Raw genomic sequence first — 14672 nt, 5'->3', positions numbered from 1 at the left:
CTCTATTTCATTCATGCATAACATAGTATGAATTGAGATTTTACGGAGGGTGTCTTTCATGGGCAAGAAAAAGAAGGATTGTCTTTTTCATGTTGATGGTTTCGAAGAATGGATGGATCAATTTTGTTCTGATTCTTGTAGTAACTTTAGTTTTCCAAATCAAATTCATATTGACCTTTGTGAAACAGGGCAAGAATACATTTTGGAAACAGATGTACCAAATGCAACTGCACAAAATGTACTCATTAAAAAGATGGAGACAGGCCTAAACATTTGTATACTTTATAAAAACACTTCTTTACAGCGGATTGTCCCTTTACCTACTAATATCATTTATAACAAGATGCTAGCCTGTTTAGAGAATGGATATTTAGCCATTCATATTTCCAAAAACGAAGTTGCCAATAAGCATGAAGAGAAAGTCTTTTTTCGAATTAACGATTGATATAAATATAAGCCCGAGCAACATTTTAGTTTGCTCGGGCTCATGTTATTTCGCATGTATTTCTATTTTAGAATTTCTAATATATCTTTTTTTCATTAAACCTTTTGTCACTAAAAGAACTGGGAACGCTATGCTTGAAAATATAGCTAATGTTAAAAATACTATAAAGCCATTTTGATATCCATAATGATCGAGAAGTATCCCGCCAAACCAAGGACCAATTACTACTCCAATTCCTGAAAAGCCCATAGCTCCAAAATATGTCCCTTTCAAATGTGAAACAGCTATCTCATCAATAAATACATCTGTCATTGAAAACATTAATACTTCTCCGAATGTAAAAATAATTGTACATATAGCAGCCCCTAACATAGATTCTACTAGTCCAAATCCAAACAATCCCCCGCTCACAAATAACGTTCCAACCATAATAGATGCTAACGGCGTATATTTTTTACACATTTGAATAACAGGGTATTGAATAACTACTACTGTAATCGCATTTAAAGTTAGCATATATGAGAACAACTTTACTCCATCTTGAAATATATGTGCGTTTGCAAAATATTGAGATAGTGTCGTCGTTAAATGTGAAAAACCACTATTACTCAAAATAATCCCGACTAAAGCAACTAAAAATACTATGTCTTTTCGCAAAATCCGAACCGCACTTAACATTGTGACCGGATTTTCTGTAGTTACTTTCTTTTTATCAAGTGGATATTTCTTAAATTGAAACGCTAATATAACTGTATATAAAATGTACACTCCAGCGGCTACTAAAAAAGGAATCGTTGATTTTGCACTTCCAATCTGTAATCCAACAAGTGGACCCATCGCTACTCCAACATTTATTGCACCGTAACGCAAATTATATACGAGTAAACGATACTCTGGTTTCGTTAAATCTGATAATAAAGCTCTTGATGTCGGTTCAAAAAAAGAACGACATAATCCATTCAAAGCGTTTAATAGAAAGAAACTCAAAACATGATCTACAACTGAAAATCCTATAAATACAAACACCCAAACGATCATGGACCATATTATAATCATCTTTCGACCAAATCGATCCGATAAATTGCCTCCAATAAAACTAGCAAACACTCCGATAAGCGCACTCGTTCCAATGATAGCACCGGTCATTCCAGCCGATACGTCTTTAACAGTCGTTAAATAAATCGCTAAAAAAGGAATGCTCATTGAAGTTGCAAACCTAGCAAATAATGTCCCTATAATGATACTCATTCCAAGTGGATGAATATGCTGTAACTTCCCCTTCATCTTTAAACCTACTCTCCCTTTTCTTACATAAAAAAAGAAAGCAAAGGATCTGCTTTCTTTTTCCTTTTTCTACACTTGAGATGTTTATACCCGAGCTGTTCTCGTTATTTCCATATCAATTCCGTATGTAAACTGTAGTTCTTTACAAACATCTTTAATTAAAATAGCTACATTATACTTTTCATTAAATTCTAAAACAATGCTTTCTACTTCTTCATATGTATACTTATATTCGCCAGTAATTACACTTTTTAAATCAAAGCATTCATTAATACAAAGCTGGACGAGTAATTGTTCATACTTCTCTATGACATCTTCTTTTTTCCAAAGTAACTCCTTTACATATAACCGATCAAATTTCACACTTTCTCGATTACATTCCGTTAAAATCCGGGTCATCTCATTTAATTCTCGATATAATTCGGAAATATTTCTGCTTAAACTAAGCAACTTATCTACGCCGTTTTCATATGGCATTTTCATTCCCCCCCGCATTTTCTTCTTATTATAGCAAGAAAATTCTAAAAAAAGTTTCTTTATTCTGAAATATTAGGAAACTAATTTCAATTGCTTTACAATGAAACTAGCTAACACGAAAGGGGAAAGAAAATTGGAGAAAAAATTATATTACATCGACGCTTATAAGAAAGACTTTACTACTAAAGTTATAAAACAAGAGCATGATACAGAAGGAAACTTATATGTTGTCTTAAATGAAACTGCATTTTATCCAACAGGCGGCGGACAACCACATGACACTGGAACTTTAAATGGTATTCCGGTAAGTAACGTTGAAGAAGTAAATGGAGAAATTCGTCATTTCATAATAGAACAATTACATACGGAAGAAGTAGAGGGTAAAATAGATTGGCAACGTCGTTTTGACCATATGCAACAACATACGGCTCAGCACATTTTATCCGCTGCTTTTTGGGATCACTTTAACATACCGACAATCGGGTTCCATCTTGGAAAAGAAACTATAACCATTGATTTAGAAACTGCCAATCTTTCTACAGAAACTGTTGAGAAGGCCGCACAAATTGCTAATCAAATTGTTTTTGAAAACCACCCTATTCGTATTAAATGGATGAACTTAGAAGAGGCCAAAGCATTACCCCTTCGCAAAGAACCAACTATGACAGAAAATATACGCGTTGTTATTATCGCAAATTATGATTACAACGGCTGTGGCGGAACGCATCCGAAACACACTGGTGAAGTAGGCCCTATTCAAGTACTAGGATGGGAGCGCAATAAAGGTGGTATACGCTTAACATTTATTGCTGGTTGGCGTTCTCTTAAATTAATGGGACAACATCAACAAATATTAACAGATGTTTCTAAGCAATTGAACAGTAGCGAAACTGATATTCCAGTAAAAGTAGCACAACTTCTTACCTCTCAAAAAGAAAACGAAAAGGCAGTACAAGCAATGAATGAAAAACTATTATTTGTAGAAGCAAATGAACTATTGCAACAACCTGCAGAAATATACGCTGGAATACTTATTTCTAAAGTATTTACAAATCGTTCCATGCAAGAAATCGTAAAACTGTCTGCTATTATTACAGAACAACAAGAACACGCAATTACATATTTCGTTATTGAAAATGAGGAGAAATTACAATGTATTCTCGCTTGTGGTAAAGCAGTGACACTCGATATGAATGCTCTTTTAAAAGATTCCCTTCCTACAATTGAAGGCAAAGGCGGAGGCAATAAAAAGAGTGCTCGTGGTGGTGGAAAAGCGATTATGAGTGGGGATGGGTTTTTAAATCAACTTGTTTCTTCTTTACAGTCAGCAGTGTAGATTATTTTATAAAGTGGATGTCATTGAACTGTGTGACATCCACTTCTCTTTTCTGCTTCGTGCACAGTAGTACAGTAAATGAAATTATATGAACGATTCTATAAGAAATATCGATTTCCCAACAAAATACGACAATAAACACAACTTATAGAGTAAGAGGAGGCTGTTATTTTAGAACAGCCTCCTCTTATGTTTACAAACCAATATTTTGTTTTAACCCTTGATAACTTCCTGCGTTCAAGAACTTTTCAGATGCAAGTTTAATGAACTTCTCAGAAAAACCATATCTACTCAATTCTTCTATCGCTACCATTTGTACATCATGAATTGGATTAAGATCAAATTCATTAGAAGGTAGCGTAATTTCACCTTCAATCCTTTCAAGCAGAAACGTAATATGTAATAAAGATGGACTAGCATCTGGTTTATCACAAACATAGAGTAGCTTCTTAATTTTAACTTCTAATCCTGTTTCTTCTCTCATTTCTCGAATCATCGCTGCTTCTAACGTTTCACCATTCTCTACCCTTCCCCCAGGTAAAGACCAATTGCGATTAGCAACTTTTTGCTTTACTAGCAATACTTTTTCATCTTCAATTAAAATTCCCGTAACACGAACTTGCATTACACTTTCCATATGTAATCTCCTCTTCCCGTTATATTTACAAATTAATCCTTCCACAAAAAGAACATATGTTTTATAATTAAAGAAAATTATGGAAGAAAGAAGTTGTTACATCTATGCGTCCACCTTTAACAAAGTCTATATCACTTGAAGATTTCCAAAACTTTTATTGGTTAAAAGCAGAACTCCAAACATTTTGTCGTGAGCATGGTTTGTCAGCTAGTGGCTCTAAGATTGAAATAACCGAGCGTATCTCACATTATTTACATACTGGTAAAATATTAAAAAACAGCTCTAGTCAAAAGGTGAGTAAAGCTTCCCTCTCTTATAAAGAACTTTCTCTTCAAACGATTATTACTAACAATCACCGCTGTAGCGAAGATGTTCGTTCTTTTTTCAAAGAAAAAATCGGAGCAAACTTCCGCTTTACAGTAGCTCTTCAAAAATTTTTTAAAGAGAATGTTGGAAAAACATATGAAGACGCGATAACGTTTTGGTATGAAGAAAACGAACGAAAAAAAGATCCTACATACAAAACAACTATCAGCGCGCAGTTTGAATACAATCGTTTCACTCGCGACTTTTTCGAAGATCCAAATAACAAAGGGAAATCAAAAGCTGATGCTATCGCTGCTTGGAATGAAATAAAAGCAAAACCTGGTAGTAATGCTTATATTCCTCAAAAAGTAGAAAACTAGTCCCTTTCTAGTTTTCTACTTTCTCAAATAATAGCGCAAGCCCTATTCCACCACCAATTCCTAACGTCGTAATTCCATATTTCATATGCTCTCTTTGTGCTTGATAAAACAAACGTGTCACAAGCATAGCTCCAGATGCACCGTACGGATGACCGAGCGCAATTGCTCCACCATTTACATTTAATTTTTCAAAAGGAATTTGTAACTCCTTTGCACAAGCAACAATTTTTGAAGCAAATGCTTCATTTATTTCAAAATAATCGATGTCCTCTACTTTCATATTCATTTCGTTTAATAATTTGTTCACCGCAAATATCGGACCAGTCCCTGGAAGATTGGGATCCACGCCAACTACAGCACTACGAACGAAACGAAGTACAGGCTTGTATCCTAATTTTCGGGCTTGCCCCTCTTCCATTACAAGAACAGCACATGCTCCATCATTTACACCGCACGAATTACCTGCCGTTACCGTTCCATTTTGTAAAAATACAGGTTTCGTTCTCTTAATCATTCTTTCATAATTCATTTCTCGCTTTATAGATTCATCTAATAATCCATTAAAATAATGAGGTAATATCTCTTCTTCTATATATCCTTTTTCTAATGCTTGCAGTGTCCTTTTATAACTAAGACAAGCGTATTCGTCTTGCATTTCTCGTGTTATATTATAGCGCTCTGCAACATATTCAGCCGCCACTCCCATATTAGGATCACCAATTGTTTCTGGTGAAAATCGCGCTCTATTTTGAAAAGGTGATGTACTTGTACTCTCTACTCCTCCTGCAATATAATAATTACCTGCGCCGCCTTGAATGAAATGACATGCGGTGCGAATCGCTTCCAATCCAGCGCCGCATTGCCTATCAATCGTTACACCAGGAATATGATAACCAAGTCCTGCCGCTAAAGCAGATAATCTTGCAACATTACCTCCCGGTCCAACAACATTCCCTAATATGACATCATCTATTTCTCTCTCAATTCCTTTACTTAAAAACGTAAGAAGCGGCGTTACTAATTGCTGAACTTCATAATCTTTCAACATCCCATTTTTCTTACCAATAGGTGTTCTTTTCGCTTCTACAATAACCGCTCTATTCATATATCTTCTCCCGGTTTTCAATCATATTTTTTGCTGCATTGCGAGCTATTTTCCCACTATTTGTATAAGGTATTTCATCAACAAAGTACCATTCTTTCGGTATTTTAAAAGATGATAATCGTTGTAAGCAAAAACTCTTTAATTGTTGCTTTGTAGCACTTCCTTTTACGATAGCGACAGGCTTTTCACCCCAGTAACTATCTTCTACACCAACCACAACTATTTCTTCAACAGCTGGATGTGTCTGTAATACCCTTTCTATTTCTTCTGGGAAAATATTGATTCCTCCAAATAAAATCATATTCTTCTCTCTACCAACAATATATATAAAGCCTTCTTCATCTTGGTAGCCCACATCCTGCACTGTCATCCAGCCACCTTCGGACAATTGCGGGATTATAGCTCCATCCGATACATAGCCCATAAAAAATTGATCACTTTTCACATACACAGTTCCTATCTCACCTGTTTGTACTTCTTCTCCTGCTTCATTACATATTCGAACTTGTACATTATGACAAGGTTTCCCTACTGAATTCGGTTTTCTTTCACTCTCTTCATCAACAAATGCCGTTACAAAGCTTAGCTCAGACGCACCATAAAACTCATATCTTTTTGCATAAGGAAACACATTCTTCATCTTCTCTTTTGCTTCAGCTTCCCATTTCGCTCCTGACGAAATAATTTTCATTTCACTTTCAATTACTTTATTTTCTTTATACAAAGACTCAAGCATTGTAGGAACTGTATACATTACAGAAATATTCTCTATCCTTATACTAGATAGCACTTGAACTGGTACAAACTTTCTCATTATGTGTACCGTTTGCCCTAAAAACAATGCACTTATTGCCCCGTATAAGAAAAGAGAATGAACAAGCGTCCCAGCTATTAAAATAGAATCTTTCTTTTTCATATGAAAGTCATGTACATTACAATCAAAACTATGAACCCACGACTGTTGTGCACGTAAAAATGCTTTTGCCTTTCCTGTTGATCCCGATGTAAATCCCATATAAAAAGGAGCGTTTTGTACATTTTCTACAGAATAGTATGTAGGAAGATAGTTCTCAATCAGTTCTTTCCATTCTTCAATCTCAATAATCCTTCCTTCTTCGCACGATATATCACTAAGCCTATACTGCTCCGCCACAATAACATCTGGTTTACTAATCACTAGTCTGTCTTTAAGCTCATCTCGTTTCCATTTTATATCTAGCGGCACACAAATCCATCCAGCCATAGCGGAACCCGCAAATATTTGTAAAAATTCCATACTATTCTCTAATAAAATTGCTATCGTTTTATTCTGCGATTCTTTTTCATTCAACCAGTTTGCTACTTTACACACTGACTCAAACCATTCTTTATATGTTAATACTCTATCATTTTCTTTAATCGCTATTTTATTTGGTTGTAAAGATGCATACTTTTTATATTCTTTTGTAATCCCCATATGAGACTTCCTTTCTTTACAAAATAATAAAAAGAAACACGCAAGTAACGTGTTTCTCCTTTTTCTTACCCTGCATTTGTAATTTTTTTATTCTTCAAAGCAGGCGTAATAATATGTTTCAATGAGCGATGTAATCTTGTCACAAGAATCGCTGCTATAGTCGCCTTTATGCAATCACCTGGTAAAAATACGGCACTTACTTTCATCGTCTGCCATATAGAAACATCCATAAAGAAAGCTTGTACAATAATACCAAATACATAAACTACGAAAATACCACCAATTATATTAATACATAATACCTTTATTATAGAAACTTCACGTAAACGCTCAATTAAATAACCAATGACAAACGCTCCAACGATATAACCAAGTAAATATCCTGCACTTGGCCCAACAAATACACCTGGTCCCCCGCGCCCACCAGCAAGTAATGGTGCTCCAACTCCAACTATAAGTAAGAAAATAAGCTGACTTAACGCACCAAGACGTGAGCCTAACAACCCACCAGCAAGCATAACACCGAGTGATTGTAATGTAATTGGAACTGGTGTAATAGCAAGAGCAATTGGAGGTATTAACCCTAACACTCCCATAATAGAACTAAATAAAGCGACGAAAACTAAGTTTTTTGTATTCATGTTTGCTTCTCCTATTTGTAAACTTAAATTAGATTTTAGATAACATATTATAGGAGTTATATTATCTTTCTATCCACTCTTTGTCAACCTTATTCACACATAAGTTTACAAATGTAAATTCAATTATTTCTCTTTATGCAAATGCTCAAGTTCTTTCCGAAGCGCCTGTTTTAAAAACTTCCCAACAGATGTTTTCGGTATTTCTTCCATAAATACAATATCATCTGGTAACCACCACTTCGCAAACTGCGGTTTTAAAAACTCATATATTTCTTCTTTTGTAACCGTACTATTTTTCTTTTGAACAACGCAGGCAACTGGGCGTTCTTGCCACTGCGGATGAGGAATTGCAACGACAGCCGCTTCAAATATAGCATCATGTGCCATTAAAGCATTTTCAAGATCCACTGAAGAAATCCATTCTCCTCCGCTTTTAATAACATCTTTCGTACGATCAACAATTTTCACGCAGCCTTCCTCATCAACTGTAACAACATCACCAGTATATAACCAACCGTCTCGGAATCCTTCGACAGTACGATCATCGTTATAATAGCTTTCAGCGATCCAAGGTGCTCGTAAACATAACTCTCCCATCTCAGTACCATCCCACTTCACTTCACCGTTTGTACCGACTACTTTCATCTCTACACCAGGGACAAGATATCCTTGTTTTGAGCGGATTTCTAATTGCTCTTCATATGATAATTCTGTTTCATAACTTTTTAAACGTGCAAGTGTTACGAGCGGGCTTGTTTCAGTCATACCATATGCATGTACGAAAGGAACATTATATTTTTGCTCAAATGCTTTAATAACGCTTTTCGGTGCAGCAGCACCACCGCATAATATTCTCGTTATACTAGATAAATCGTAACTATTATTTTCTAACTCTTGTAATACACCGAGCCAAATTGTCGGCACACCTGCTGCTATCGTTACTTTTTCAGCTTGAATCATCTCTAATAAAATTTTTGGAGTAAACATTGGTCCTGGCAGAACTTGTTTAGTTCCAAACCAAGTAGCTGCAAAAGGAAGCCCCCAAGCGTTCACATGGAACATCGGTACAATTGCCATCGCCGCATCACTTTCCGATAAAGCAGCTGTATCCGCTAAACCGAGTGCCATACAATGCAAAACCGTACTACGATGCGTATAAACAACACCTTTTGGATTCCCTGTAGTCGCTGACGTATAACACATACCAGCAGGTGTATTTTCATCAATATCTTTTACAAATTGGAAATTGGGATCGCCTTCTTCTAATAGCTTTTCATAATGATATACAGGCTCCAGTGTAGTTTTTGGAAGTTCGTCTTTATCAGTCATAATAATGTAGGCTTGTACAGTTGATAATTGTGATTGAATATTTTCAACAAGTGGTACGAGATCTTCATCAATGAGTAAAATGCGATCTTCTGCGTGCTGAATAATGTATGAAATATGTTGAGGAGATAAACGAATATTAATTGTGTGTAAAACGGAAGCAATACCAGGAATAGCAAAATATGCTTCCACATGCCGATGATGATTCCACGCTAACGTTCCTATACGCTCGCCTTCTTTAATTCCTAATTTTTTTAACGCACTAGAAAGCCTTCTCGTCCTTTCACCTAACTGCTTATACGTTAACGTCGTAACTGTATCTTGTGTCCGTGAAACAATTTCTTTCTTTGAAAACAGTTTTTCTGCTCTTTCCATCATAGAACTAATTGTTAGCGGTACATTCATCATCATATTGGTTATATCCCCCTTTAAAGCGTTTTCATTTTTTGTTTATTATAACAGACTTCCACAAATAATTACGACATTTTTCTGTATTTTCTGAATTATTTCTTTGGAAATAATTCAGAAAATACTAAGAGAAAATATATTAAAATTCCTTCTTACGATATATAAATACCGAAATGAAATAAGAAAAGATATATATGATAACGCCAAATATTGTATATAGAATTGAAACGTATACAGATGAATTTAAATTTGATATTGGAAATTGTTCTATTAGATATCCAATTACACTTTGTAATCCAAAATAAGTAGCAAGTCCCCCACATGCGCCTCCAATTGTAATAGCATCAGATTTTTCTGCTCCAAAAACATAGAGAAGCGGATAAGCTATTGCTCCGGCATTAAGAATGATGAACGTCCCTAAAGAAACACTCTTAAATATACCATCATCAATTGGTGTATCTGAAACTAAACCATGTACATAAAATATGCCATACGATAATAAAGTACCAATAATTACAACTAAAAAATAGAAAAGATAGTGACTTTGTACAATATTATTTCTAGTAACCGGTAAAGTAAGTACATATTTTTCATACCCCGACTTACTCTCATATTTAATAACTTCAAGTGCAGGAATCGCAGCAAATAAGATAATGAACGTAGCAATTAAACGGTACATTGAAGCATTACCAAAATAAAAAACAAATCCCGCTCCTAATATCGCTATTCCCATGAACATAAAGAAAGTTCGATACACTAGATAATAGTTTGTCAATAATAAACCTTTCATTTATTTTTCACTCCTCGTTAATAAAACACTTATTTCTTCTATCGAAATGGTTCTATGAGCAATCCCACTTGGTAATTTATGCACATCTGATACAAGTACATTGAAATAAGAACCATTATTCCTTTTCACCACAACTATATCTTTGTTGATTAAAGTTAGTTGTTCCTCATCAACATCTACAATGGCATAATTGTCCAAAACCTTATCCTTTTCTTCATTCAATAAAATTTCTCCATCTTTTATCACAATAAGGTGACTAGCTATTTTTTCTACATCACTCATAATATGTGAAGAAAGTAATATACCACCATTACTTTTATTCACAAAACTTTTTAATTCCTCTAATACCTCCTCCCTAGATGAAGGATCAAGACCTCCCGTCGCTTCATCTAGGATTAATAATTTTGCATTATGCGATAATGCAACAGCTATAGATAGTTTCATCGACATTCCACGGGAAAATCTACCTACTTTTTCATTAGTAGGTAAAGAGAAAGAATGAACTAATCGGTAAAAATTTTCTCTATCCCAAGATTCAAACATCTTTTCAAAAACCTTATTTAGTTGTTTTATTGTAAGATGAGCCGGTAGATTCATAGCATCAAATACGACTCCAATCTTTCCCTTAATCTTGGCATCTTTATTTATATTTTCTTCACCTAATATTTTTACTGTACCGCTATCTTTAGAAATTAATTCTAATACTGTTTTAAATGTTGTTGATTTACCTGCCCCATTGTCACCAATGAATCCCACTATTGACCCTGATGGCACATTGAATGTAACATCTTTTAAAACAACTTTGCTTCCAAATGATTTACTTAAATTTTTAATTTCTAGAATGTTTGACATCATTTCACTCCCATCTTAACTTTTAATAAAATAGATTTTCTCCTATTAAAAATTATCCACTTTATCTCTCACTTTCTTTTTTAGTTTAAAAATAATACGATTGCTATATTCTTTATTCTCTACTAAAATCCGATACATCTCCCACACTCCTACAACACGAACAAAAAGATAGACTCCAATAGCAATAAGTACAACACAGTACGGATAATACTGCACTAATTCGCCTGAAGTGATATGCTTTTTCTCAAATAAAAATGGTATCGCTCCTGCTGCAATAAAACAAAATCCAACAATCATCACTGCAGCATACCTCTTCTTAATTACTTCATATCTTTTTGTCAATTCTTTTAAAAAGTTTTGATCAAATAGTAATTCTTCTTTTTTTAATACATTGTATCGACTCTCTTCTATCGTTGCAGGTACCATCATTGCTCCAATTCCAAGGACAGCAATAATAATGACAAGAAATGTCGACATTGTTACATCTTCTTTGAATAATAAATACGGTATTGTAGATAAAATAAGCAAACTAAACCCTAACGCGATATATTTTGAAATCTTTTGTCCGTACACTATATACCCTTCTGCCATTTCCGTACTTACATAATAACCATGTTCAGTTTCATTAATTTGTTCAGCAGTTTCTTTTAATAAGTAATCAAGAGATACTTCAAATACATTTCCAATCATTATTAACTTTTCAGTTTCAGGAAATCCTTGACCGTTTTCCCATTTACTAACTGCTTGCCTTGTTGTGTTTAATTTCTCAGCTAATGCTTCTTGAGAAAGGCCCTTTTCCTTTCTTAATTTAAAAAGCTTTTCACCAAATCCCATATGTGTGTCCCCCTTTGTTTTCTTAACTAAATTGTATGCAAACATTGCCCCTATCTCTATCTTCCTGCGGTTGCACTTTGTCAACTTACGGTTGCGATTGTGTTATATAGCGGTTTTCTATACGATTTAGCTAGTTTTCTTCTATGATTGTGGTATTAAGAAAAACAATATTCCTCAATAACCAATTATAACAATTAAAGGTAATTATTGTTATATGTAAAACAAAAACCCCCTTATTCAATTAAAGGAGTTTTCAATATAAAATATTTCATTGATTCATATATCTTTTCCTAGATATACAATACCTCTTCGTATCACGATACTTACCTTTAATGAACAGATCCTTTTGAATTGTACAATCGTATTCCATATTCAAACGTTTCATTAATTTTTCAGATGCTTCATTTTCTGAATTACATCCTGCTTCAATACTATTAAGACGTAACTCATTAAAACCATAGCTAGAAAAAGCTGAAGCCGCCTCGGTAGCTAATCCTCTACCCCAATATTTTCGTGATAAGGCGTATGCAATTTCCGCTTTATGTTCAGTTACATCATATTTTATAAATCCACAAGTCCCTATGAGTTTTTGTTCCTCTCTTAATACAATTCCAAGGGGAGCTACTTTTTCTTTCTCATATTGACTCACAATTTCTTCTATATATTTTTGTGTGTCATGTAACGATTGATGAGCATCCCATACTGTATACGTTGACATTTCTTTATCTGAGGCATACTCATATATATGTAAAATATCACTCATATTAATTCCCCTTAATATAAGACGTTTCGTATACAACGCTGGATATGACCACTTCTCAACAATCATAGCGGCTTCTGCTTAAACCTTTCATAATTCCGTACCTTTAATGAAAGGATATTCCCGCAATCTGTACAAATATAAGCATCCACTGGTGAAGATGTGAACATCGTTTCCTTTTTCCGTATTTGTGCATAACCGATAAACTCACCTTCTCCTATGTTTTGAGAACCGCAATGAGAGCATGTCTGCACGTCTTTCTGTTTCATGAGAGCACCACCTTTAATCTGTTTCCACTCCCTTCGACAGTTCGCTTCCATTTCCCTTCCAAAAATCTTCTTAGTCTCTTACATTTCAACAGGAATCTCAGAACAAACATCGTATATGTACTATGAAATATATTTATTGACGGAGGAATCGTATGAGTACAATTATGACAGTCAATACAGCACAAGAAATCGAGAACGCAGAAATACATATGCTTTCTTCTAGATTAGAGGCACTACAAGAAATAAGCGGAAATCCAATGCAAGTACAAATGAAAAAGTTCGGGAGTGCCACTGCCTTTTCATCAAAAATAATTGCTGGTCCTGCTTTTAATACGGTAAAAGGCATTACATTTACAAATACAGATGAGATAGATGAAATCATCGCTTATTATCAATCACTACAAATCCCTTGCCGTTTTGAAATTACACCAGCGCAAGGTGCAACTGAATTATTTCAATACTTATCTCAAAAAGATTTTTATCAATCTAACTTCCATACCGCTTTATATAGTTTACCAAGAGAAGACTCATCGCTGCTGCCTTCTAACATTTCAGTACGCCAACTAAAAGAAAATGAATTTGATATTTTTGCAGACATATATGTACGTGGATTTAACATGCCATCCTTTACAAAATATGGTGTGCACCAAAATAACGAAATTCTCTACAATAAATCCGGCTGGCATTTTTTCATAGCCGAAGTTCAAAACACTCCTGCTAGTATAGGGGTACTTTATATAAATAAAGGTGTTGCTTCATTAGCTGCTTCTGCTACTTTGCCAGAATTTCAACGTAAAGGTTGTCATACCGCATTAATTCAAAAACGAATCGAGACCGCTGTTGCATCCAATTGCAATTTAATAGTTGGACAAGCTCGATTTGGTAGCGGCAGTCAAAATAATATGGAACGTGCCCATATGAAAATTGCTTATACAAAATCAATATGGACTGCGAAAGACATATAATTAACTTTCTTTTTCTTTCCATTACGAATATATACATTTTATGACAATTACCTTTCTATCCTGTTATTCATTTGAATATTCAAACTAAATTTGTTACGCTATTACTAGATACATCATTCAACTTGCAATATGAAAAGAGAATTCTACTCAAACTACAAGGAGGAGAAATGTATGACTAAACATGATCATGGTTTAAAAGAAAAAGTAGAAGGTGCCATTGATAAGGTAAAGGGTGAAGTAAAGGAAGTTGTCGGGAAAGTAACTGACAATAAAAAATTACAAGCCGAGGGAAAATGGGATAAGGTGAAAGGCACTGCTAAAGATACTGTCGGTAATGTAAAAGAGAAAATACATGAATATAAAGAGAAGAAATAAAAAAGAGCCACGATGTATGGTCGTGC

Annotated in this window: 17 protein-coding genes; 5 read left to right on the top strand and 12 right to left on the bottom strand. The window is 34.6% G+C overall.

Annotation, left to right across the window (positions count from 1 at the left end; genetic code table 11):
• Positions 1-58 precede the first annotated feature (58 nt).
• Positions 59-445 (top strand): Hsp20/alpha crystallin family protein, encoded by a 387-nt coding sequence (locus JFU54_RS14105; protein ID WP_201064824.1) that lies wholly within the window; start codon positions 59-61, stop codon positions 443-445.
• Positions 446-490: 45 nt separating this feature from the next.
• On the opposite strand, the gene JFU54_RS14100 is transcribed toward JFU54_RS14105, so the two are convergent.
• Both JFU54_RS14100 and JFU54_RS14095 read right to left on the bottom strand, forming a co-directional pair.
• Entirely contained in the window at positions 491-1729 is a 1239-nt protein-coding gene (locus JFU54_RS14100) for an MDR family MFS transporter (RefSeq protein WP_201064821.1), read from the bottom strand.
• 84 nt (positions 1730-1813) lie between these two features.
• Positions 1814-2206: a hypothetical protein gene (locus JFU54_RS14095; protein ID WP_002087793.1), complete on the bottom strand. Its 393-nt coding sequence runs from the start codon at positions 2204-2206 to the stop codon at positions 1814-1816.
• Positions 2207-2339: 133 nt separating this feature from the next.
• Between JFU54_RS14095 and JFU54_RS14090 the strand changes: the two genes are divergently transcribed.
• Positions 2340-3542, top strand: a complete 1203-nt coding sequence (locus JFU54_RS14090; protein ID WP_201064818.1) for an alanyl-tRNA editing protein — start codon at positions 2340-2342, stop codon at positions 3540-3542.
• Positions 3543-3735: 193 nt separating this feature from the next.
• Here the strand turns inward: JFU54_RS14090 and JFU54_RS14085 are convergent, their stop codons facing one another.
• Positions 3736-4179, bottom strand: coding sequence for an NUDIX hydrolase (locus tag JFU54_RS14085; protein ID WP_201064816.1), 444 nt, complete (start codon positions 4177-4179; stop codon positions 3736-3738).
• 104 nt (positions 4180-4283) lie between these two features.
• Here JFU54_RS14085 and JFU54_RS14080 point away from each other — a divergent pair, with 104 nt between their 5' ends.
• Positions 4284-4865 carry a DUF6434 domain-containing protein gene (locus JFU54_RS14080; protein WP_002033539.1) on the top strand — a complete coding sequence of 194 codons (582 nt, stop codon included), beginning with the start codon at positions 4284-4286 and terminating at the stop codon, positions 4863-4865.
• A 7-nt stretch (positions 4866-4872) separates the two neighbouring features.
• Here the strand turns inward: JFU54_RS14080 and JFU54_RS14075 are convergent, their stop codons facing one another.
• The 9 genes from JFU54_RS14075 to JFU54_RS14035 all read right to left on the bottom strand — a co-directional run bounded on the left by JFU54_RS14075 (position 4873) and on the right by JFU54_RS14035 (position 13306).
• Entirely contained in the window at positions 4873-5970 is a 1098-nt protein-coding gene (locus tag JFU54_RS14075) for an acetyl-CoA C-acyltransferase (protein WP_201064814.1), read from the bottom strand.
• On the bottom strand, positions 5963-7426 hold the full coding sequence (locus tag JFU54_RS14070; protein WP_201064812.1) for an acyl-CoA synthetase: 1464 nt from the start codon (positions 7424-7426) through the stop codon (positions 5963-5965). The genes JFU54_RS14075 and JFU54_RS14070 overlap by 8 nt, the downstream gene beginning before the upstream one ends.
• A gap of 65 nt (positions 7427-7491) precedes the next feature.
• A complete protein-coding gene (locus JFU54_RS14065) occupies positions 7492-8067 on the bottom strand; it encodes a biotin transporter BioY (protein WP_061676010.1) in 576 nt (191 codons plus the stop codon).
• A 123-nt stretch (positions 8068-8190) separates the two neighbouring features.
• Complete coding sequence (locus JFU54_RS14060; RefSeq protein ID WP_201064810.1) at positions 8191-9804, bottom strand: long-chain fatty acid--CoA ligase; 1614 nt, start codon at positions 9802-9804, stop codon at positions 8191-8193.
• A 136-nt stretch (positions 9805-9940) separates the two neighbouring features.
• Positions 9941-10591: an ABC-2 transporter permease gene (locus tag JFU54_RS14055; RefSeq protein ID WP_061676008.1), complete on the bottom strand. Its 651-nt coding sequence runs from the start codon at positions 10589-10591 to the stop codon at positions 9941-9943.
• The gene (locus tag JFU54_RS14050) at positions 10592-11443 is read right to left on the bottom strand and encodes an ABC transporter ATP-binding protein (RefSeq protein WP_098636308.1); all 852 of its coding nucleotides are present in this window, start codon (positions 11441-11443) and stop codon (positions 10592-10594) included.
• 45 nt (positions 11444-11488) lie between these two features.
• Positions 11489-12277 carry a helix-turn-helix domain-containing protein gene (locus JFU54_RS14045; RefSeq protein WP_201064808.1) on the bottom strand — a complete coding sequence of 263 codons (789 nt, stop codon included), beginning with the start codon at positions 12275-12277 and terminating at the stop codon, positions 11489-11491.
• Positions 12278-12545: 268 nt separating this feature from the next.
• Positions 12546-13106 carry a GNAT family N-acetyltransferase gene (locus JFU54_RS14040; RefSeq protein ID WP_201064805.1) on the bottom strand — a complete coding sequence of 187 codons (561 nt, stop codon included), beginning with the start codon at positions 13104-13106 and terminating at the stop codon, positions 12546-12548.
• Entirely contained in the window at positions 13103-13306 is a 204-nt protein-coding gene (locus JFU54_RS14035; RefSeq protein WP_033708017.1) for a hypothetical protein, read from the bottom strand. The genes JFU54_RS14040 and JFU54_RS14035 overlap by 4 nt, the downstream gene beginning before the upstream one ends.
• Before the next feature lie 152 nt (positions 13307-13458).
• On the opposite strand from JFU54_RS14035, the gene JFU54_RS14030 reads away from it, so the two are divergent.
• On the top strand, positions 13459-14271 hold the full coding sequence (locus tag JFU54_RS14030) for a GNAT family N-acetyltransferase (protein ID WP_201064803.1): 813 nt from the start codon (positions 13459-13461) through the stop codon (positions 14269-14271).
• A 171-nt stretch (positions 14272-14442) separates the two neighbouring features.
• The gene (locus JFU54_RS14025; protein WP_201064800.1) at positions 14443-14646 is read left to right on the top strand and encodes a CsbD family protein; all 204 of its coding nucleotides are present in this window, start codon (positions 14443-14445) and stop codon (positions 14644-14646) included.
• Positions 14647-14672 lie beyond the last annotated feature (26 nt).

It is taken from the genome of Bacillus sp. TH19 (assembly GCF_016651075.1).
In the GTDB taxonomy this organism is placed as follows: domain Bacteria; phylum Bacillota; class Bacilli; order Bacillales; family Bacillaceae_G; genus Bacillus_A; species Bacillus_A mycoides.
This window is presented reverse-complemented; position numbering and strand designations above follow the sequence as displayed.